General features: G+C 64.6%; 20 protein-coding genes and 1 pseudogene. 15 read left to right on the top strand and 6 right to left on the bottom strand.

What is annotated here, in order from left to right; translation table 11 throughout:
- Window positions 1–10: 10 nt before the first annotated feature.
- The gene (locus tag CH293_RS04005; protein ID WP_037103736.1) at window positions 11–742 is read right to left on the bottom strand and encodes an enoyl-CoA hydratase; all 732 of its coding nucleotides are present in this window, start codon (window positions 740–742) and stop codon (window positions 11–13) included.
- Between the two features lie 17 nt (window positions 743–759).
- Here CH293_RS04005 and CH293_RS04010 point away from each other — a divergent pair, with 17 nt between their 5' ends.
- The 5 genes and pseudogenes from CH293_RS04010 to CH293_RS04030 all read left to right on the top strand — a co-directional run bounded on the left by CH293_RS04010 (window position 760) and on the right by CH293_RS04030 (window position 5018).
- Window positions 760–1878 (top strand): NAD(P)-binding domain-containing protein, encoded by a 1119-nt coding sequence (locus tag CH293_RS04010; protein ID WP_176459903.1) that lies wholly within the window; start codon window positions 760–762, stop codon window positions 1876–1878.
- Between the two features lie 277 nt (window positions 1879–2155).
- The gene (locus CH293_RS04015; RefSeq protein WP_037103728.1) at window positions 2156–2986 is read left to right on the top strand and encodes a mycofactocin-coupled SDR family oxidoreductase; all 831 of its coding nucleotides are present in this window, start codon (window positions 2156–2158) and stop codon (window positions 2984–2986) included.
- Window positions 2983–3096, top strand: a pseudogene (locus CH293_RS04020) (SDR family mycofactocin-dependent oxidoreductase); the annotation flags it as partial. The gene CH293_RS04015 and the pseudogene CH293_RS04020, both read left to right, overlap by 4 nt.
- A gap of 5 nt (window positions 3097–3101) precedes the next feature.
- Window positions 3102–4037 (top strand): MoxR family ATPase, encoded by a 936-nt coding sequence (locus CH293_RS04025; protein ID WP_094719443.1) that lies wholly within the window; start codon window positions 3102–3104, stop codon window positions 4035–4037.
- 63 nt (window positions 4038–4100) lie between these two features.
- A complete protein-coding gene (locus tag CH293_RS04030; protein ID WP_094719444.1) occupies window positions 4101–5018 on the top strand; it encodes a VWA domain-containing protein in 918 nt (305 codons plus the stop codon).
- Window positions 5019–5046: 28 nt separating this feature from the next.
- Here CH293_RS04030 and CH293_RS04035 read toward each other — a convergent pair whose 3' ends face one another.
- Window positions 5047–5871: a uroporphyrinogen-III synthase gene (locus CH293_RS04035; RefSeq protein WP_255122688.1), complete on the bottom strand. Its 825-nt coding sequence runs from the start codon at window positions 5869–5871 to the stop codon at window positions 5047–5049.
- 90 nt (window positions 5872–5961) lie between these two features.
- A complete protein-coding gene (locus tag CH293_RS04040; protein ID WP_094719446.1) occupies window positions 5962–6810 on the bottom strand; it encodes an aldo/keto reductase in 849 nt (282 codons plus the stop codon).
- A 159-nt stretch (window positions 6811–6969) separates the two neighbouring features.
- Between CH293_RS04040 and CH293_RS04045 the strand changes: the two genes are divergently transcribed.
- Genes CH293_RS04045 through CH293_RS04070 form a run of 6 tightly spaced genes read left to right on the top strand, consistent with a single transcriptional unit; the run spans window position 6970 to window position 13072 of the window.
- The gene (locus CH293_RS04045) at window positions 6970–8604 is read left to right on the top strand and encodes an ABC-F family ATP-binding cassette domain-containing protein (RefSeq protein ID WP_094719447.1); all 1635 of its coding nucleotides are present in this window, start codon (window positions 6970–6972) and stop codon (window positions 8602–8604) included.
- A gap of 48 nt (window positions 8605–8652) precedes the next feature.
- Window positions 8653–8925: a helix-turn-helix transcriptional regulator gene (locus tag CH293_RS04050; protein WP_019664396.1), complete on the top strand. Its 273-nt coding sequence runs from the start codon at window positions 8653–8655 to the stop codon at window positions 8923–8925.
- Window positions 8922–9455, top strand: coding sequence for a hypothetical protein (locus CH293_RS04055; protein WP_094719448.1), 534 nt, complete (start codon window positions 8922–8924; stop codon window positions 9453–9455). The genes CH293_RS04050 and CH293_RS04055 overlap by 4 nt, the downstream gene beginning before the upstream one ends.
- 20 nt (window positions 9456–9475) lie before the next feature.
- On the top strand, window positions 9476–10366 hold the full coding sequence (locus tag CH293_RS04060) for an ABC transporter ATP-binding protein (RefSeq protein WP_094719449.1): 891 nt from the start codon (window positions 9476–9478) through the stop codon (window positions 10364–10366).
- Window positions 10363–11559, top strand: coding sequence for an ABC transporter permease (locus CH293_RS04065; protein ID WP_094719450.1), 1197 nt, complete (start codon window positions 10363–10365; stop codon window positions 11557–11559). The genes CH293_RS04060 and CH293_RS04065 overlap by 4 nt, the downstream gene beginning before the upstream one ends.
- 10 nt (window positions 11560–11569) lie before the next feature.
- Complete coding sequence (locus tag CH293_RS04070; RefSeq protein ID WP_037103700.1) at window positions 11570–13072, top strand: carboxyl transferase domain-containing protein; 1503 nt, start codon at window positions 11570–11572, stop codon at window positions 13070–13072.
- On the opposite strand, the gene CH293_RS04075 is transcribed toward CH293_RS04070, so the two are convergent.
- Both CH293_RS04075 and CH293_RS28755 read right to left on the bottom strand, forming a co-directional pair.
- Entirely contained in the window at window positions 13022–13411 is a 390-nt protein-coding gene (locus CH293_RS04075; RefSeq protein ID WP_141217136.1) for a hypothetical protein, read from the bottom strand. The genes CH293_RS04070 and CH293_RS04075 overlap by 51 nt on opposite strands.
- 91 nt (window positions 13412–13502) lie before the next feature.
- Window positions 13503–14033, bottom strand: a complete 531-nt coding sequence (locus CH293_RS28755) for a DUF559 domain-containing protein (RefSeq protein WP_342585468.1) — start codon at window positions 14031–14033, stop codon at window positions 13503–13505.
- A 637-nt stretch (window positions 14034–14670) separates the two neighbouring features.
- On the opposite strand from CH293_RS28755, the gene CH293_RS04085 reads away from it, so the two are divergent.
- Both CH293_RS04085 and CH293_RS04090 read left to right on the top strand, forming a co-directional pair.
- Window positions 14671–16518, top strand: a complete 1848-nt coding sequence (locus tag CH293_RS04085; RefSeq protein ID WP_094719452.1) for a propionyl-CoA synthetase — start codon at window positions 14671–14673, stop codon at window positions 16516–16518.
- A 110-nt stretch (window positions 16519–16628) separates the two neighbouring features.
- A complete protein-coding gene (locus tag CH293_RS04090) occupies window positions 16629–17531 on the top strand; it encodes a DMT family transporter (RefSeq protein WP_037103691.1) in 903 nt (300 codons plus the stop codon).
- Window positions 17532–17534: 3 nt separating this feature from the next.
- Here the strand turns inward: CH293_RS04090 and CH293_RS04095 are convergent, their stop codons facing one another.
- Window positions 17535–18878, bottom strand: coding sequence for a deoxyribodipyrimidine photo-lyase (locus CH293_RS04095; RefSeq protein WP_176459904.1), 1344 nt, complete (start codon window positions 18876–18878; stop codon window positions 17535–17537).
- Between the two features lie 89 nt (window positions 18879–18967).
- Here CH293_RS04095 and CH293_RS04100 point away from each other — a divergent pair, with 89 nt between their 5' ends.
- Window positions 18968–19180 carry a hypothetical protein gene (locus CH293_RS04100; protein ID WP_037103685.1) on the top strand — a complete coding sequence of 71 codons (213 nt, stop codon included), beginning with the start codon at window positions 18968–18970 and terminating at the stop codon, window positions 19178–19180.
- A gap of 12 nt (window positions 19181–19192) precedes the next feature.
- Window positions 19193–19894 carry a response regulator transcription factor gene (locus tag CH293_RS04105; RefSeq protein WP_019664385.1) on the top strand — a complete coding sequence of 234 codons (702 nt, stop codon included), beginning with the start codon at window positions 19193–19195 and terminating at the stop codon, window positions 19892–19894.
- Window positions 19895–19912: the final 18 nt, after the last annotated feature.

The following is a 19912-nucleotide window of genomic DNA, read 5'->3' on the forward strand; positions in this document are numbered from 1 at the left end:
CCCTGGCACCTCAACGGCCCTGGAATTTCGGCTTGCGCTTCTCGGTGCGGGCGCGCCGCGCTTCCTTCATGTCCTCGCTCGTCCACGCAGCACCGAACGCGTCCCACTGTTCCCGCGTCGGCTCGTCGTGCGTGCCGTCGTCGTTGAAGACGAGCTTGAGGTGCTTCAATGCCAGCGGCGCGAGTTCGGTGATCGCCGACGCCCACTCCATCGCCACCGCGAGGTCGCCGCGCTTGTTCGCGAGACCGCTGGTGTAGGCGCGGTCGGCGTCGAGCCGCTCGCCGCCCATCAGGATCGTTCGGGCGACGCTGCCGCCGGCGAGCGACGCAAGCCGCTTGATCGTCCAGTTGTTGACGGCAATGCCGAGCCGCGTCGACGGGATCTCGAAGAACGCACCGTCGGCCACGACCCGCAGATCACTCGCGATCGCGAGCTGCGTTCCCGCACCGACGGCCGGTCCGTTGATCGCTGCGATGACGGGGACGGGTGCGCCGTCGACCGCTCTGAGCAGGGATTCGAGAGCCTCCGGAAACGCCTTCGCGAAATCGTCGCCGTCCAGGTCCGCACCCGCACAGAAGCTGGTGCCCTGGCCGGTGATGACGATGACGCGGGCATCGTCGGCGACGGCCTTCTCGATCCCCTCACGAAGTGCCACGCACAGCTGGGTGTTCAGAGCGTTGCGACGCTCGGGGCGTTGGAGCTCGAGGGTGACGACATCTCCGTCACGAGTCTGTCCGATCATGAGATCAGACGTTACTCATGGGTAGATGTGAGCGCCGACTGCGGGCTGATCTACTGGTGAACGTGATCGAAACAGATGTGGCCGTCATCGGAGCCGGCCAAGCGGGCCTGTCCGCCGGCTATCACCTCCGCCGAGCCGGCATGGCGGCCGGCGAAGGATTCGTCATGCTCGACAGATCTCCCGCCGCCGGGGGCGCATGGCAGTACCGGTGGCCGTCGCTGACCCTCAGCACCGTCAACCGAGTTCACGACCTGCCAGGCATGGAGTTCGCCGAGGTACTGACCGACGAAAACCCGGACGGAGTGATCGCCGCCGAAGCCGTTCCGCGCTACTACGAGGTCTACGAAGAGAAGTTCGACCTGCAGGTTCGACGACCGGTCACCGTCACCGTGGTCTGCGACCGCGACCCTCGTTTCCGAGTCGAGTCGGAGGACATCGTGCTCTCGGCTCGCGGGCTGATCAACGCAACCGGAACCTGGGAGAAACCCTTCGTCCCCCGCTACCCCGGCGCCGAGACGTTCACCGGACGCCAACTCCACACCAAGGACTACCGCACGGCCGACGAGTTCGCCGGCAAGCACGTCGTTGTCGTCGGCGGCGGCATCTCCGCCGTCCAACTGCTCGACGAGATCTCCCTCGTCACCTCCACGACCTGGGTGACCCGGCGCGAACCCGAGTTCCGCGACAGCGACTTCGGACCCGACGCAGGACGCGCTGCCGTCGCGATGGTGGAAGACCGCGTCCGCGCCGGGCTGCCACCGGGATCCGTCGTCTCCGTCACCGGTCTCCTGCTGACCGATAGACTGAAGGCAGCACGCGACCGTGGCGCCCTCCACCGGCTACCGATGTTCAGCGCCATCGAACCCGCCGGAGTGCGCTGGGCCGACGGCTCCTTCGTCGACGCCGACGTCATCCTCTGGGCCACCGGCTTCCGCAGCGCACTCGACCATCTGGCACCCCTGCGACTCCGCGGCCACGGCGGCGGTATCGTCATGGACGGACGCCTCGCCACCCGCGTCGCAGCCAACCACCGCGTCCACCTCCTCGGCTACGGTCCCTCCGCCAGCACCATCGGCGCCAACCGCGCCGGCCGAGCCGCAGTGACCGAACTCCTCGACACCCTCAGCAGCGGATAGGTCGCCGAGTTCGCACTTGTGCTGGTGATTCTGCCGATTCGATCTGCACAAGTGCGAATTCGAAGTCGGTAGTGCCGTTCCGGATCCGGTTGTTACACGAAACCGCCGGTTACACGTAGAAAATTCAAGCAAATCGCCCACTTCTGCACTGAGTGTCGGATAGGTTTCTTTGCATGCCCTCCATCTTGGGCGTCCTGCCGCGGAACGTACCGCCTCGGTGCGTGAACGTTCAGCGCTCGCACAGGTTTTCACCTCACACGAACAAGGAAGTTCGCACATGGGAAAGCTCGACGGGAAAGTTGCATTCATCACCGGGGCCGCACGCGGCCAGGGCAGAAGCCACGCGCTGAAACTGGCCCAGGAAGGTGCCGACATCATCGCGATCGACATCTGCGAGCAGGTCGGCTCCGTCGGATATCCGCTCGCCACCGAGGAGGACCTCGCCGAGACGGTCCGCCAGGTCGAAGCCTTGGATCGACGGATCGTCGCCACCAAAGCCGATGTCCGTGACACTGCGCAGGTCACGAAGGCCGTCGACGACGGCGTGGCCGAACTGGGCCGTCTCGACATCGTTCTCGCAAATGCAGGCATCGCCACGTTCGCACCGCTCGAAGACCTGACGGACGACGTCTGGGACGAGATGATCGCGATCAATCTCACCGGCGTGTTCAAGACCGTCCGCGCCGCCGTGCCGCACCTCAAGGCGGGCGGAAACGGGGGCGCGATCGTGCTGACCAGTTCCACCGCCGGAATCAAGGGCCTGGCCAACCTCGCGCACTACGTCGCCGCCAAACATGGAGTGGTAGGCCTGGTCAAGACCTTCGCAAACGAACTGGCACCGTTCGACATTCGCGTGAACTCGGTGCATCCCACCTCGGTGAACACCGACATGATCCACAACTCCGAAACGTACAACCTGTTCATGCCGGACACTCCGAACCCCACCAAAGAAGATGCGGGCGCCGCGTTCAAAACGCTCAACGCACTCCCGATCGAGTGGGTCGAACCCGTCGACATCTCCAATGCCATCGCCTTCCTGGTGTCCGACGACGCTCGCTACATCACCGGCGTCCAGTTGCCCGTCGACGCCGGATCGGTGATCAAATGACCGGAACACTCGAAGGCAAGGTCGCTTTCATCACCGGAGCTGCACGAAACCAAGGCCGCAGCCACGCACTCCGGCTCGCCGAGGAAGGCGCAGACATCATCGCCGTCGACAACAAATGACGCTTCTGACGTCGATCATCGATGTGCGCCGCCGGATCGCGGCGCACATCGTCGGGCGGGACCGTGAACTCGACCTGCTGCTGGCTGCTGTGGCCGCCGGACGGGACCTGCTGATCGAGGGCCCGCCCGGCACCAGCAAATCCACACTGCTCGGTGCCATCACGGCGGACTGGGGCATCCCGCTGCTGTTCGTCGAGGGCAACGCAGACCTGACGCCGGCTCGAATCGTCGGGCATCACAATCCTTCTCGGGTTCTCCGGGAGGACTACAGTGAGGACAACTTCATACCGGGACCACTGGTCGAGGCCATGCGTACCGGCGGTTTCCTGTACGTCGAGGAGTTCAATCGCGCCCCCGAGGACACGCTCAACACTCTGCTGACGGCCATGGCCGAACGCAGAATCACCATCCCCCGCGTCGGAACCGTGTCCGCACTGCCGTCGTTCCGAGTGGTGGCGTCGATGAACCCGTACGACAACGTCGGCACCACTCGACTCTCCACCAGCGTGCACGACCGGTTGTGCCGCTTGGCCATCGGATACCAGGACGCCGAGGCCGAGCGCGGAATCGTAGCCCTGAGAACCGAATCGGACTCGCTGAGACTGATCGCAGACGCCGTCGCCATCACCCGGGCGACTCGTGAACACGAGGACATCACCCAGGGCAGCAGCGTTCGAGGAGCGATCGATCTGACGCTCGTGGCCTGGCAACTGGCGTCGTTGCGCGAGGTGACGGTCCCCGACGTCACCGACATCGATCCCCCGCGCGACCTACCCGACAACTACCGACAAGTGATGCTCGACGCCGTCTACGTCGCCCTGTCCGGGCGTATCCACGTCGACGACACCGCCGACGCCACGCCGGAAACGATCCTGCACCGCATATGGGAAGACCATTTCCTGCTCCGGCCTGCCGCCGCCGCTCCGGGTTGAAGAGCAGTACCGGCTGATTCGCCCGTCCGTCGACCGAGCTCGAAGACCTCGGCGCTGAAGCCGTTGCGCCGCAAACCCAAACAGCTCACCGAATCACCGTCGTTGTTCCGCCCGGGCGCCGGTGGAGCCGTTCTCGTCGCCGACGGCCGCGGTCGCCCCGGACACGCTGCCGGTGAGAACAATCCGTCGGCTCCGGGCTTCACCGACGAGTCCGCCGAGATCGTCACGTTGCGCGAAGCAAGCGAGGATACGACCGTCGACGCGGCGACGCGGGCCAGAGCCCGGAAGATCGCAGCGCGCTTGGCGGTTCGACGTCCGCGACGCGACGTCCGCGCCCGACGCGGAATCGGCGAACTGACGTCGCTACGCTACCGCGACGGCTCCGACGAACTCGACATGGACCGAACGATCGACGTGCTCGCAGCCAACCCGTATCCCGAGGACGACGACATCGTCGTACGCGAGCGGCTGCACACCAAGAGGTCGATCGTTCTCGTCGTCGACATCTCGGGATCGATGAAGGGGGAACGGGTACGTACCGCGGCGGCGACGGTGGGTGCGGTGGCGGGTGAGCTGAACGCGGACGATCTAGCTGTCGTCGCCTTCTGGTCCGACGCCGCCGTGCTCGCCCGGTTCGGCGATCCGACGACCCCGCTCGGGATTCTCGACACCGTGCTGAGCATCCCGGCTCGTGGACTGACGAACGTGCAGTTCGCGCTGGACACCGCAGCGACGCTGCTGCGCGGAGTGTCCGCGCCGGACAAGCGAGTGTTGTTGCTCTCGGACTGCGTACACAACGCCGGACCGGATCCGCGGTACGTCGCCGCGACGATCCCCAGGCTCGATGTTCTGCTGGACATGTCCGGTGAGAACGACGTCGAACTCGGCCGCGATCTCGCTCGTCTCGGCCACGGCCGGATTCGAACGGTCAGCACCTACCGGGACGTGGCCCCGGCTCTGACCTCACTCTTCGACACGTGAGTGGAAATGTGGCCCAGGGCCTACATTTTCACTCACAACGGAGGACGTCGACCACGTACTTCGCCAGCGAACCCAACCTCGCCCGTTCCGGCATACGCGTCGGAACATCCAGAGCATCCAGCGGCGCCGACGTGACCGGCCCGACGCAGATCGCAGCGACAGGACCGCGCAGAGCGGTGAGAAACTCGTCGAGCAGTCCGTTGTCCTTGGCCGTCGACAGAAGCGAAGCGACCGCCGGTGCGCTGGTGAACGTGACGGCGTCGACCTCGTGGTTCAGGATCTTGGCGAGCAGGTCGATTAGCGGCTGTTGATCGAGTGGGCGAATCCAGCGGTACACAGGGATGGCGCGCACGTCGGCACCGAGCCGCTCGAGGGCGTCGCTCAGATGAATCGTCGGCTCCCATTCGGTGATGGTGCCGTGAAGCTGCACTGCGACATCCACGCCCGCGATCCCCTCGGACTCGAGGTGATCGGCTACTTCCTGCGACGCCTCGGTGGTCGGGGACCAGACTTCGCGGAGTCCGGCGCCGCGAATCGCGCCGCGCGCCTTGGGGCCTCGTGCAATGATGCGGGAATTCCCGAGGGCGTTCAGCAGCGCGTCACGAGAATCCCACGTCTCCGCGGCGTCGAGCCAGCCGCGGAAACCGATACCGGTGCTGATGACGACCAGCTCCGGCGGGTTCGCGATGATGCCTTCGGTCTTCTCGCGCAGATCGGAATCGTCGACGAGGGGAAGTACGTGAATCGCGGGAACGTGCACGGTCCGGGCGCCCCGGCGCTCGAGAAGAGTCGCGAACTCGTCGGCCCGACGCTCGGCCGTCAGCGCGATCGTTTTCCCCGTCAGCGGTGCCATGCCGCTCAGCATAAGCGCCGAGAGCCGGCCCACCTACACACGCGCGGACGCAGACCCTGGGATCTGCGTCCGCGCGTGTGTGAATGGGAATCAGGACGAGAACTTGTCCGGATCCGGGCCGGTGCGGCCGTCAGCAGAGTCGAGAGCGTTGATCTGCTGGATCTCGTCGTTCGACAGCTCGAAGCCGAACACGTCGAAGTTGCTCGCGATGCGCTCGGGGGTGACCGACTTGGGGATCACGACGTTACCGAGCTGGATGTGCCAGCGCAGAATGACCTGTGCCGGGGTGACGCTGTGAGCGTCGGCGATCGGCTTCAAAGCCGGCTCTTCGAGAACCGTGCCGGAGCCGAGCGGGCTCCAGGCCTCGGTCGCGATGCCGTGCTTGGTGTGGAAAGCCCGCAGTTCCTCCTGGATGAGGCGCGGGTGAAGTTCGATCTGGTTGATCGACGGAGTCTCGCCCACGGCGTCGGCCAGCTTCTCCAGCGTCGGGATCGTGAAGTTCGAGACGCCGATGGACCCGACACGTCCGTCGGCCTTCAGCTTCTGGAACGCCTTGAACGTGTCGATGTACTTGTCTCGGTCCAGCTGCTGCCAGTGAATGAGGTACAGGTCAAGGTACTCGAGGCCGAGGCGCTCCATGCTGGCGTCGAAGGCCTTCAGCGTGGAGTCGTAACCCTGGTCGTCGTTCCACAGCTTGGTGGTGACGAACAGCTCGTCGCGGGCGATGCCGGATTCCGCGATCGCCTTACCGGTACCGGTCTCGTTCTCGTAGACCTTGGCGGTGTCGATGCTGCGGTAACCGACCTTCAAGGCCTGGGCTACCGCGTCGTGCGCGCCGTCGTCCGGAACCTGCCACACGCCGAAGCCGAGCTGCGGAATCGCATGTCCGTCGTTCAGCGTGATCGTCGGGACAGTGCTTGTCTGCGGTGAAAACGTCATACAAGTGCCAACTCACGGCTGGCTTCATGTGTTCCCGGGCAGGAGTGGAGCCTGCGGAATGACCGGGTTGTTGAAGGAGTGGAGCCTGCGGAATGACCTGGAATTTGCAGGAGTGGAGCCTGCGGAATGACCCGGTTGTGCAGGGGGAATACTGATCGGGTGACTGCCACGCTCCGTATCGACGACCTCGCTGCTTTCCACGGTGACCGCACGCTGTTCTCCGGCCTCGATCTCACCGTGACCGAAGGCGATGTCATCGGTCTCGTCGGAGCCAACGGTGCAGGTAAATCGACGTTGCTCACGCTTCTGGCCGGTGTCGGAACCGCCGATTCCGAGGGGGAGATATACACGAGCCCGCCCGACGCCACCGTCGGATATCTTGCGCAGGAACCCGAACGTATCGCCGGCGAAACCATCGTGGAGTTCGTCGGCCGACGGACCGGAGTCACCGCCGCTGAGCAGACGATGAACGATGCAGCCGAAGCACTCGGTAACGACGACGGTGAGGATCGTTACACTCCCGCGTTGGAGCGATGGCTTGCCCTCGGCGGCGCCGATCTCGCCGAGCGAACGGCGAAGGTGCTCGCCGACCTCGGTCTCGATGTCGACGGAAGCGCACTCATGACGTCGCTGTCCGGTGGCCAGGCTGCCCGGGCAGGGCTCGCCGCCATTCTGCTGGCCAGGTACGACATTCTGCTGCTCGACGAGCCGACCAACGACCTCGACCTGGCCGGCCTCGAGCAGTTGGAACGGTTCGTGGTCGAAACGCGAGCGGCGATCGTCGTCGTCAGCCACGACCGTGAGTTCCTGGCCAGGACGGTCACCGGCATCGTCGAGTTGGATCGCGCCCAACACCGCATCGACGTGTACGACGGGGGTTACGAGTCCTACCTCGCCGAGCGAGAGATTGCCCGGCAGCACGCGCGAGAGAAGTACGACGAGTTCGCGGACACCAAGGCCTCACTCGAATCTCGTGCGCAGATGCAGCGCAACTGGATGGAATCCGGCGTCCGCAACGCACGCCGCAAAGCAACCGACAACGACAAGATCAGCCGCAAGACTCGGGCGGAGTCCACCGAGAAGCAGGCCGCGAAAGCCCGTCAGACGCAGCGGCGCATCGAACGGCTCGAGGTGGTCGAAGAGCCCCGTAAGGAGTGGGAGCTGCGCATGGAGATCGCAGCCGCACCCCGCAGCGGCACCGCCGTGTCGGTACTGAGCGGTGCTGTCGTCCGTCGCGAGGGCTTTACCTTCGGACCGGTCACGACACAGATCGAATTCGGTGACAGGGTGTTGATCACGGGCGAGAACGGTTCGGGCAAAACCACATTGCTGTCCGTCCTCCTCGGAAAACTCGTTCCCGACGACGGGACGGCGTCCCTGGGTTCCGGCGTCGCGATCGGCGAAATCGATCAGGCTCGCGGGCTGTTCACCGGGACCGCGACCGTATCGGACTCGTTGAGCGCGGCGGTCCCCGACTGGCCCGACGCCGACGTACGGACGCTACTGGCGAAATTCGGCCTACGCGGCGACGATCCCCTCCGGCCTGCAGGCTCCCTGTCTCCCGGTGAACGCACACGCGCTGCCTTGGCCCTGCTGCAGGCGCGCGGCGTCAACCTGCTGGTGCTCGACGAGCCGACGAACCACTTGGACCTCCCGGCCATCGAGCAGTTGGAACGGGCGATGGAGAACTTCGAGGGCACGCTCCTGCTGGTCACCCACGACCGCCGCATGCTGGGCACCGTTCGCGCGACCCGTCGGTGGACCATGAAGTCGGGGCAACTCACCGAGGCTTGACGTTATCCACAGTTGACAGATCGTTGGGTTTATACAACACTTTGTTCCATGAGCCCCGTAAAGCGTGGGAACACGCTCCCGATCTTCAACCGGGTGGGTGTTCTGCGGGCCGAACGAAAGATGAGCCGCGCGCAACTCGCCGAACTCATCGAAGTCAACCCGCAGACAGTGGGCGCCCTCGAGCGGGGCGACCACTATCCGAGCCTCGACCTGGCACTGCGCATCTGCGAAGTCTTCGACCTCCCCGTCGAAGCAGTGTTCTCACGCAAGGAACTCGGTCCACTCTCCGCCGAACTGTTTCGAAGGGAGAACGACAAGTGACCACCCCCGACTCGAACATTCTGACGCGCTACCAGGACTACCGCACACGCAGGTTTCTCGAGAACGACGCGAAGACTCGGCACATGCTGCCGACTTGGCGAACGCAGAAGCGCCGACGAATCCTCGCGGCTGCAGTGATGTCCACCCTCGTCGTGCTTCTCACCATCGCTGTCGCATCGCTGTTCTGGAAGTGGGCACCCATCCTGTGGGTCGCCGGCACCGTCGCCTTCCTGGTGCTGTGGACGATGCTGCAGACAGCCTCCGGTCGCCACAGCGATGCACCCGTGGGTGCCCTCGACGAATGGGAAGTACAGCAGCGCAACGAAGCTCGGTCGATCGGCTTGACCGTCACCCAGGGCCTCGGCATGGTCTCGGTGTTCACGCTGATCATCCTCGCGACCGGATACGAGAACGAGCGACTCGCGTACGCAGGCGCGTTGTGGACACTCGTCAGCCTCATGGCCGGAATCTGTTCCCCAGCAATGATTCTCGCCTGGATCACTCCCGACCCCGACCCGGAAGATTTCTGAACAACGACCGAAAGGGCACCATGAGCACCCTCACGATCGACAACATCTCCAAGAGATACGGCGACAAGATCGCCCTCGACTCCCTGAAGTTCGACGTACACCCCGGTGAGCTCTTCGGCTTCGTCGGCAGCAACGGTGCAGGCAAGACCACCACCATGCGCATCACCCTCGGCGTGCTGTCCGCCGACTCCGGGCAGGTCCTGCTCGGCGGCAAACCCGTCGACCTCGATGTCCGCCGCACCATCGGCTACATGCCGGAGGAGCGCGGCCTCTATCCCAAGATGAAGGTCGGCCCGCAGCTCGCGTATCTTGCCGAGCTGCACGGACTTTCACCGTCGGACGCCAAGTCGGCCGTAGGCACGTGGACCGAACGACTCGGTATCTCGGAACGACTCGACGACACCGTCGACGCCCTGAGCCTGGGCAACCAGCAGCGCGTCCAACTCGCCGCGGCACTCGTCCACGACCCCGCCGTTCTCGTTCTCGACGAACCGTTCTCCGGTCTCGACCCGGTTGCCGTCGACGTCATGAGCGACGTGCTCCGCGAGAAAGCGTCGTCCGGCGTCCCGGTGATCTTCTCCAGCCACCAGTTGGATCTCGTGCAACGACTGTGCGACCGAGTAGGCATCATCGCCGCCGGATCCATGAAAGCCGTCGGCACCGTCGACGAACTCCGCGGATCAGGCGATGCGCAACTCGAAGTACACGCACCGAACGCCCAGCCCGGCTGGGCCGACGGCATCGCAGGCGCCCGGGCCGTCAGTCACATCGCCGGCCGGACGATCCTCTCCATCGCACCGGGAACCGACGATCAGGCCATCCTTCGTGCCGCCCTCGCCACCGGACCTGTACACGAATTCTCCTTCCACAAACCGTCGTTGAGCGACCTGTTCCGAGAGGCAGTGGCATGAGCACCCAAGTATCTTCGAGCCGGGCAATCGGCCTGATCGCCAAGCGCGAGTTCACCGTTCAGGTGATGAAGAAGAGCTTCGTCATCTCCAACGTCATCATTCTCGCCGTCATCGTCGGCGGCATCATCGCGTACTCCATCTTCGCCGGCGGAGACGACGAAGACCGCGACATCGTCGGCATCGTCGGTGACCAACAGATCGCGGCCGTCATCACCGCCACCGGAGACGCCGTCGGCAGCCCCGTCGACATCCGCGAGATCGCCGACGCCGACACAGCGAGATCCGACGTCGAATCCGGCGACGTCGCCGTAGCTCTCGTACCGGCAGGAGCCGGGGCCTACACCGCGATCACCGATTCCGAGCTCACCGGAGCACTGCGAGCCGTCGTCGAAGGCAGTGTCCAATCGCAGGCCACCGACGCCGCGCTGGCGCAGCAAGGCGTCGACCAGGGCGCGGTTGCAGCCGCCGTCGCGAACGCAACGGTCACCGTCGACGCCATCGACCCTCCGGATCCCGAAGCAGGACAACGAGTTGCACTGTCTCTCGCCGCGGTGTTCATCCTGTACGCCCAGATCATCGGATTCGGAATGTACGTCGCCATGGGCGTCGTCGAGGAGAAGTCGTCGCGTGTCGTCGAACTGCTGCTCTCCACCGTCAGGCCGCTTCAGTTGCTGTGGGGCAAGATCCTCGGCATCGGAGCAGTCGGCATCCTGCAGCTCGCCCTCTACGGCGCTGCAGGTGTCGGCGCCGGACTTGCAACGGGCACACTCACCATCACCGGTACCGCGATCAGCGTCTTCGCCGGCACCCTCGGCTGGTTCGTGCTCGGCTTCGCCTTCTTCGCAGTCCTGTACGCAGCCGGTGGATCGATGGTCTCCAGGCAAGAGGACGTCAATTCGACGACGATGCCGCTCCTGTTGCTGATCATGGCAATGTTCTTCGCGGCGTTCTACTCGGTCGGCGACCCGGAGAGCACACTCAGCAACGTTCTCAGCTGGATTCCGCCGTTCTCCGCCGTCATGATGCCGCTGCGCATCGCCGCAGGCGTCGCGCCGGTCTACCAGATCATCGGAACCGCCCTCATCATGGCGGCCACCACCGCAGCACTCGCCGTCGTCGCTGCCAAGATCTACCAGCGCTCCATCCTGCGCATCGGCAAGACCGTCACGTGGAAGGAAGCATTCGCCCGTTAGGATCCCGCTCATGACAACACGGACGTCCGCCGCCGAGATACTCGATGCAGTTCTCGACGGCGGATCGTTCGTGTCGTGGGATCGGGAACCGATCGACGTCTCCCCCGGCCCGAAGTATGCCGCCGACTTGGCGAAAGCCCGAGACAAGAGCGGCGTCGACGAGTCCGTTCTCACCGGACAGGGGCTGGTCGACGGCAGGCCGGTGGCCATCATTGCGTGCGAGTTCGCTTTCCTGGCCGGGTCGATCGGAGTGGCGGCAGCCGAACGAATCGCCACCGCCATCGAGCGTGCCACCGCGGAGAAGCTCCCGCTGATCGCGTCTCCCACGTCCGGGGGAACTCGCATGCAGGAAGGCACTCTTGCGTTCGTACAGATGGTGAAGATCGCGGGCGCGGTGACCCTGCACAAACAAGCCGGCCTGCCGTACTTGGTGTACCTCCGCAATCCCACGACCGGCGGCGTCTTCGCATCCTGGGGATCACTCGCTCACGTCACGTTCGCCGAACCCGGTGCACTCATCGGATTCCTCGGCCCTCGCGTCTATCAGGCCCTGTACGACAAGCCTTTTCCCGAAGGCGTACAGACCGCCGAGAACCTGTACCACCACGGCGTCATCGACGGTGTGGTTCCCGTGGACAGCCTCCGCCACCTCATGGTCCGCGCACTCCGCGTCGTCAGCCACGATGGCGAGACAGCCCACCACCTCGACCCGGCTCCCGCCGTCGGCGACATCCCTGATCGTTCCGCGTGGCATTCCGTGGAATCCTCCCGTCGCCCCGATCGGCCGGGCGTGCGAGAACTCCTCGAACATGCAGCCAGCGAACAGGTTCCGCTCAGCGGCACCGGCCAAGGTGAGTCGGACACAACGATCCTGTTGTCGTTGTGCAAATTCCGAGGAATCTCCTGTGTGGTCTTCGGCAACGACCGAAGCAGCCACAGCATCACCGCGACGATGGGGCCAGGCGCGCTGCGTCAGGCTCGGCGCGGAATGAAACTGGCCGAGGAACTCCGCATTCCCCTGGTCCTCGTCATCGACACGTTCGGCGCAGCACTGTCCAAGGAAGCGGAAGAAGGCGGTATCGCACCCGAAATCGCGCGTTGCATCAGCGATCTCGTCACCGTCGATACCCCGACGGTGTCGGTCCTCCTCGGCCAAGGAACTGGCGGCGGCGCACTCGCACTCTTGCCCGCCGACCGCACCTTGTGCGCACAGAACGCCTGGCTCGCGCCGCTTCCCCCGGAAGGCGCCAGCGCCATCGTTCACCGCGACACAGCACACGCGTCGGACATGGCCGAGGCGCAAGGCATTCGGTCCGTGGACCTGCTCCGCGACGGCATCGTCGACGCCATCGTGCCCGAACACCCCGATGCGGCAGAGGAACCCGTCGAATTCTCGACCCGAGTGGCCGGAGCCATCGCACGAGAACTACGCGACATCAGCTCCGACGACGACCGCGTGTCCTCACGCCTCGCCCGGTACCGACGCCTGGGCCTCGGGAATCACGGCCAGTAGGTCACCGGCCCGCACATCCGACGGAAGCTCCACCTTGGCGTCGCCCATCGCGAAGAACTGCCGACCCACCACCGAATGGCGGTTCGCGATATCGGCGACCTCCACGCACCCGAGCACGGCATCGACACGCACGATGCCGGCGATCACCGACCTCACCCGCGTCACCACTACACAACCCAACCGCGTCGGCGTGCCCTCGCAATCAGCGAAATCATCGACGAACACACCGTCGACCATCAACCGCCCATCACGAAAACCCGTGCCCGACGGCCACAACCCCGAATCGAATCGTGGTCGGCCTGCATTACGAAGAGACGGCAGCATCTCGAAAAGAGTCACATCTGCGAGTCTCCATCCGCCCCCGCCGCGTCGCCAGGATCTTGACGGAATTCCTACGCGCGGCCCCGAAACTTCGATGTTGCCTTTGCACTCAGGAGCGTGGCAACGCTCGTGACGTGGAGTCGATCGACCTGCGCCGCTTGCGTACAACGCTGATTATCTCGTCGACGACCCGGTCGAGGTCTGCCCGCACGGTCGCGGCCGAGTACCTCAGCACCAGCCACCCCTCCAGAACCAGAGCATTCTGGCGACGGCGATCGTTGCTGAACTCGGCCGGCCCGATGTGGAACTCACGCCCGTCGATCTCGACGATAACGCGCGCACGAAAGTCGACGAGGTCACCGTAGAACGGTCCGACTCTCGCATTGATCTCCATACGGAAGTTTCGCGCAGTCAGTGCGCGCGCCACCATCCGTTCCGGTTCGGAACGAGTGCCGGGGCAACACCGACGCAACTGCTCTCGCAACGCAGTCATGCCGCGCATGCCGCTCGAAGCCTCACAGACCTCGGCGACCCTTCGCCACGGCAGGTGAACGTCGAGAGTCGCGTCCACGAACGCCTCGAGCTCGGCCTTCTGCAGAGTCGCAGCCATGTCGACGAATGCCTGCTCGATCGTCACCATGCGCAGTCCTCGGTACGTCACGGTCGCGGGGAGCTGCCGTCGATGGAGGCGAACCCACTCTGGGCACCGCGCTTGTCCCGCCGGTCCCACAGTGGCATCGACAATTTTCGGTTCCCGGTCGGTCAACCCCCACAGCCATGCAGCACTCGAATGCGAGACAACCGCACTCGGCTTCCAGAGAGTTACCGCCCTGCAGAGCTCGAAGTAATCCGGCGGTGACGTCGCGTACACCCGTGGCAATAGCCGCTGCAACTCTCCCGACTTCGTCCGGTATGTTATCGCCCCACGACTGATCCCCGAAGCCATGAGCTCCGCCGCTGTATGTACCCCCATGCGGTACACCGTTCCCGATCCAGCACCCCGCCGGTAGTGCTGGTGCCTCGAACTGTGGATAACTTTCGTTATCCACAGCCCTCAGTTGACGATGGGGTAAAGCCTCCTCGACAATCCGCGGAATCCCGCCGAAACCACCCAGCAGTACGCAACCAGGTCAGCCGCCCACCGACTGACTTCAGTGCACAGTTTCCGCGACTTTTCACGGAATCCCGCCGAAACAACCCAAGACTGTGCAGTCAGATCAGTAGCAATCCCCACGAACGCAACTCCTCTGCAACCGGGACCACACTAGGCTCGGGCCATGAGCGGCGAGTATCGAGAAGCATTCGACAGGGCCAGGTCCGATCGTGAGGGTTTCTGGCTGGAAGCAGCCGAGGGGATCGATTGGGTCAGTGCTCCGACGACGGCGTTCGATGGCCGCTGGTTCCCGGACGGCGTGCTCAACACGTGTGTCAATGCGCTCGACCGGCATGTGGATGCGGGCGACGGGGACCGTACGGCGCTGATCTACGACTCGGCGATGATCGGTACGCAGCGCCGGTACACCTATGCCCAGCTGCTGAACGAGGTGGCGCAGTTCGCGGGAGTGCTGGTACGCAACGGTGTGGGGAAGGGTGACCGCGTCATTCTGTATCTGCCCATGATTCCCGAGGCAGCCGTGGCGATGCTGGCGTGTGCGCGGATCGGTGCGGTGCATTCGGTGGTGTTCGGCGGATTCGCGGCGAAGGAGCTCGCGGCGCGGATCGACGACGCCGAACCTGTGCTGTTGGTGACGGCGAGTGGCGGTTTCGAGCCGGGACGGGTCGTGGAGTACCTCCCGATCGTCGAGAAGGCGTTGGCCCTGTCCTCGTCGCCGACGGTGATCGTCAAGAGCCGCGACGGGATTCCGAGCGATCACGGATGGTTGGACTGGGATGCCGAGATGACCGAAGCATCACCGGCACAACCAGTTCCGGTGAAAGCTACGGATCCGCTCTACATCCTCTACACATCAGGAACCACCGGAAAACCCAAAGGCGTCGTACGCGACAACGGTGGCCATGCCGTCGCACTGAGATGGTCGATGCACAACATCTACGATGTCGGCCCGGGTCAGGTCATGTGGACGGCGTCCGACGTCGGCTGGGTGGTCGGGCATTCCTACATCGTCTACGGCCCACTGCTGGCGGGTGCGACAACGGTTCTCTACGAAGGCAAACCCGTCGGCACTCCCGACGCCGGGGCCTTCTGGCGGGTCATCGAAAGTCACGGTGTGCGAGCGTTGTTCACCGCCCCGACGGCGTTGCGTGCCATCCGCAAGGTGGATCCGCACGCCGAGGAGCTGGAGAAGTACGACGTCAGCAGCCTGGAGACACTGTTCGTCGCGGGCGAGCGACTGGATCCCGATACCTACGAGTGGATCAGCCGAACCCTGGACCGACCCGTCGTCGACCACTGGTGGCAGACGGAGACCGGCTGGGCGATCGCCGCGAATCTCCGCGGGCTCGAGCCACTTCCGATCAAGTCCGGTTCACCGACCGTCGCGGTTCCGGGTTTCGAGGTGATGATCGTGGACGCCGCAGGCACCGAGGTCGACGCCGGTACCGAGGGCAATATCGTCGTCAAGCTCCCGCTGCCTCCCGGCACCCTGGTGGGATTGTGGAACGACGAGAACCGCTTCCAGCGTTCGTACCTCGACACGTTCCCGGGCTACTACCTGACCGGCGATTCCGGATACATCGACGCCGACGGGTACGTGTACGTCCTCGGTCGCAGTGACGACGTCATCAACGTCGCAGGTCATCGACTGTCGACGGGATCGATGGAGGCTGTCGTCGCGAGCCACCCCGCGGTGGCCGAATGCGCGGTGATCGGAATTCACGACGACCTCAAAGGGCAGCGGCCCAGTGGGTACGTGGTGCTCAAGGCGGGCGAAACCATCGAGGAGGACCGATTGCGCACGGAACTGGTCGCGATGGTGCGTGACCAGATCGGCGCACTCGCGACGTTCCGGGACGTGACGATCGTCGGTGCGCTTCCCAAGACCAGGTCCGGGAAGATTCTGCGCAAGACCATGCGGCAGATCGTCGCAGGTGAGGAGTACGGGGTGCCGTCGACCATCGAGGATCCAGCCGTTCTGGATGCGCTGGAAAAGCTACTCCGTCGGTGAGTGGGAATGTAGGCCCTGGCCTACATTCCCACTCACATAGGGCAGGAAAACGAGCAAGGTTGTCCGAAACCCGCGCGCCGGGGGCAGTCCGCTCGTCGTAATCTCATGCCATGACCGATGTCGCGGTGACGAAGAAGACGGACTGGCTTGCGCTCGGAGCGGTGACGGTCACCGTTGTGTCCTGGGCGTCGGCGTTCGTCGCGATTCGAGGAGTCGGAACGTCCTTCGGGGCGGGTTCCTTGGCGCTCGGCCGGCTTCTCATCGGCACGGCCGCACTCGGCGTGATCCTTCTCGCGAAACGGACGTGGGTCAGACCTACCCGAACTCAGTGGATTCAGATCATCTGCGTCGGTGTGTTCTGGTTCGCGATCTACAACGTCGCCCTCAACGCGGCCGAACAGCGCGTCGACGCAGGTACCACGTCGATGATCATTCAGATCGGCCCGATTCTCGTGGCTCTGTTCGCCGGACTCCTCCTCGGCGAGGGGTTTCCGCGGTGGCTCGTGATCGGCGCGGCCATCGCGTTCTCCGGCGCCGTGCTCGTGGGTGTCGTCACCGCCGTGACCACCACCGACACCGTCAGAACCGACGCGGATGCCCTCGGCATCGCCCTGTGCCTTGTCTCCGCCGTGACGTACGCCGTCGGTGTTCTGTGCCAGAAACCGGTGCTGCGTAGCGTGCCCGGCCTTCAGGTCACGTGGATGGCCTGCGCGATCGGCGCTGTGTGCACCCTCCCGTTCACCCCGGCTCTGCTCGACGACCTCGCCGACGCATCCGTGCAGGCAACAGGCGGCCTCGTCTACCTCGGCCTCGTACCGACGGCACTCGCGTTCTCCACCTGGGCCTACGCGCTGACCCGCATGAATGCAGGCAGGCTCGGCATCACCACGTACGCCGTCCCGCCCATCACCATCGCGCTGAGTTGGGCCCTGCTGAACGAAGTGCCACACATCCTTGCAGTGCTGGGCGGCGTCGTCTGCCTCGTCGGCGTCGGGCTCTCTCGCCGACGGTGAGCGTCACAGTGCCTTGAACCGGGCAATCGCGACCTCTCGCTCGTGTTTGTGGTCGACGATGGCGTCGGGGTAATCCTTGGGGCGTCCGAACTTCAACGTGTGCACGGCTTTCCCTTCTTCCCCGCGCAGTTCGGGAACCCAGCGGCGTACGTAATCGCCGGTGGGGTCGAACTTCTCGCCCTGGGTGATCGGGTTGAACACGCGGAAGTACGGGGACGCATCGGTTCCCGTGCCTGCCGTCCACTGCCATCCGTGTTGATTGCTGGCCAGATCGCCGTCGACCAATCGGTCCAAGAAGTATCGCGCTCCCCACCACCACGGCAGATGCAAATCCTTCACGAGGAACGACGCCACGATCATGCGGACTCGGTTGTGCATCCAGTTCTCGGTATTCAGCTGTCGCATACCGGCGTCGACGATGGGGAAGCCGGTCTTGCCGTCCTTCCACGCGTCGAACAACTCGTGTGCATGTTTGCTGGTGTCCAGCTCGATCTTGTCGAACTTCTTGTCGTAGTTCTCCCGGGCACTGTCCGGGCGCTGAAACAGTATGTCCGCGTAGAAGTCTCGCCACGCGATCTGGCGTCGGTACGACGCGGACCCCTCGCTGCGCAGTTTCCCCAGGTCCGCCAGCATCGTCCGCGGATGGATGGTGCCGTACTTCAGATGCACCGACATCCGAGACGTCGAGTCCAGGTCCGGCCGGTTGCGCTCGTCGTCGTAGTCCGAGACACGCTCCAGAAACTCGGCCCAGGCGCCCGACGCAGCCTTCTCCCCCGCAGGCGCGTCGGACGCATCCTTTTCGGTGGGAATCTTCACCCGTCGGGGAAGCCCCTTCACATCCGACGGATCGAGCCACGACACGGTTTTCGCCGACGTGTCCGCCGGGCCCCGCCATCCGTGTTCCATCCATTGCCGGAAGTACGGCGTGAACACCCGGTAGGGCTCGCCGTCGTTCTTCGTGACCCGGCCGGGGGCGATGGCGTAGGGCGATCCCGTCGACACCAACGACACGTGTTCACCGACGCGCTCGTCTCTGGACCGCCCGTACGGACCGTAATCTGCGCTGATGTGGACTTCGTCGGCGTCGACGGCCTTCGCGACCTTGGGCACCACGGTTTCCGGATCACCCTTCACGACCAGCAGCCGGCCGTCCAACTGCTCGTCGAGCGCTTCCAGCGAACGAAAGAGAAAGTCCCGACGCGGCCCGCCCGACGCCTTCAGCAGCACGTCGTCGAGGACGAACAATCCGAGCACAGGCCCGTCGGAATCGGCCGCAGCCGTCAGCGTCGGAAGATCACCGGTTCGCAGGTCGCGTCGAAACCACACCACAGTCATGCGTGTATTCATACCCGCGGGACTGCTCGACAATCCAATTCTCACAGTTCTCCCACATTTGCCTCACCGAGTCCCCAAAGTAGCCTTCTACCTTGGGAAACATGAGAAACACAGCAACCCCAGTTTTTCCGGGAGCGGCGTCGCTGATCGACACGACGTGCACGTTCGACGCCTACTACGCCAAGCTCTACGCCAATGCACCCGAACTGGCGTGGACGCTCGACGCCGACCGCGAACGCCGCAGTGCGCTCGAGGAGTTCTTCGCCAAATCGCCCGAGGAGCGCAAGATGACCGTCCAGAGCTGGGCGGCATAGCACGATAGAGCTGTGCCAGAATCAGCCACCGTACTCGTAGTCGACGACGACGCGGACGTGCTCGCCTCGCTTCAACGCGGACTCCGCCTGTCCGGATTCACCGTCATCACCGCGGTCGACGGCGCCGAAGCGCTCACCGCGGTCTCCCAGCGATCACCCGACGTGGTGGTCCTGGACATCAACATGCCGGTCCTCGACGGTGCCAGCGTCGTCAAAGCCCTCCGCGCGATGGGGAACGACGTGCCCATCTGTGTGTTGAGCGCTCGGAGCTCGGTCGACGATCGCATCTCCGGCCTGGAATCCGGCGCCGACGACTACCTGACCAAACCTTTCGTCCTGGCCGAGCTGGTCGCTCGGATCCGCGCGATGCTCCGCAGGCGCGCGACGGCACCTGCTCCACCCGAATCCAGCTCCGCCATCACCGTCGGCGGCCTGAGCGTCGACATCCCCGGCCATCGCGCCCACGTCGGGATGCGAGAACTGGATCTGACCAAACGGGAATTCGAACTGCTCGCAGTCCTCGCCAGGAATGCAGGCGTCGTCCTGACGCGTGAGCGGCTGCTCGAGCTGGTGTGGGGGTACGACTTCGTGGCCGACACCAACGTCGTCGACGTGTTCGTCGGTTATCTCCGCCGCAAGATCGAGGTCGACGGTCAATCCCGCGTCCTGCACACCGTGCGCGGTGTCGGCTTCGTGCTGCGGCCGAGCTCGTGAGATTCTCTCTTCGCGCCC

The sequence above is a fragment of the Rhodococcus sp. 14-2470-1b genome (genome assembly GCF_002259415.1).
In the GTDB taxonomy this organism is placed as follows: domain Bacteria; phylum Actinomycetota; class Actinomycetes; order Mycobacteriales; family Mycobacteriaceae; genus Rhodococcoides.

Bases quoted from the DNA above. Each gene is read 5' to 3' on its own strand.
- CH293_RS04005 (WP_037103736.1), bottom strand. From the start codon at position 742: ATGATCGGACAGACTCGTGACGGAGATGTCGTCACCCTCGAGCTCCAA.
- CH293_RS04010 (WP_176459903.1), top strand. From the start codon at position 760: ATGGGTAGATGTGAGCGCCGACTGCGGGCTGATCTACTGGTGAACGTG.
- CH293_RS04015 (WP_037103728.1), top strand. From the start codon at position 2,156: ATGGGAAAGCTCGACGGGAAAGTTGCATTCATCACCGGGGCCGCACGC.
- CH293_RS04025 (WP_094719443.1), top strand. From the start codon at position 3,102: ATGACGCTTCTGACGTCGATCATCGATGTGCGCCGCCGGATCGCGGCG.
- CH293_RS04035 (WP_255122688.1), bottom strand. From the start codon at position 5,871: ATGGCACCGCTGACGGGGAAAACGATCGCGCTGACGGCCGAGCGTCGG.
- CH293_RS04040 (WP_094719446.1), bottom strand. From the start codon at position 6,810: ATGACGTTTTCACCGCAGACAAGCACTGTCCCGACGATCACGCTGAAC.
- CH293_RS04050 (WP_019664396.1), top strand. From the start codon at position 8,653: ATGAGCCCCGTAAAGCGTGGGAACACGCTCCCGATCTTCAACCGGGTG.
- CH293_RS04060 (WP_094719449.1), top strand. From the start codon at position 9,476: ATGAGCACCCTCACGATCGACAACATCTCCAAGAGATACGGCGACAAG.
- CH293_RS04065 (WP_094719450.1), top strand. From the start codon at position 10,363: ATGAGCACCCAAGTATCTTCGAGCCGGGCAATCGGCCTGATCGCCAAG.
- CH293_RS04070 (WP_037103700.1), top strand. From the start codon at position 11,570: ATGACAACACGGACGTCCGCCGCCGAGATACTCGATGCAGTTCTCGAC.
- CH293_RS28755 (WP_342585468.1), bottom strand. From the start codon at position 14,033: ATGGTGACGATCGAGCAGGCATTCGTCGACATGGCTGCGACTCTGCAG.
- CH293_RS04085 (WP_094719452.1), top strand. From the start codon at position 14,671: ATGAGCGGCGAGTATCGAGAAGCATTCGACAGGGCCAGGTCCGATCGT.
- CH293_RS04090 (WP_037103691.1), top strand. From the start codon at position 16,629: ATGACCGATGTCGCGGTGACGAAGAAGACGGACTGGCTTGCGCTCGGA.
- CH293_RS04095 (WP_176459904.1), bottom strand. From the start codon at position 18,878: ATGAATACACGCATGACTGTGGTGTGGTTTCGACGCGACCTGCGAACC.
- CH293_RS04100 (WP_037103685.1), top strand. From the start codon at position 18,968: ATGAGAAACACAGCAACCCCAGTTTTTCCGGGAGCGGCGTCGCTGATC.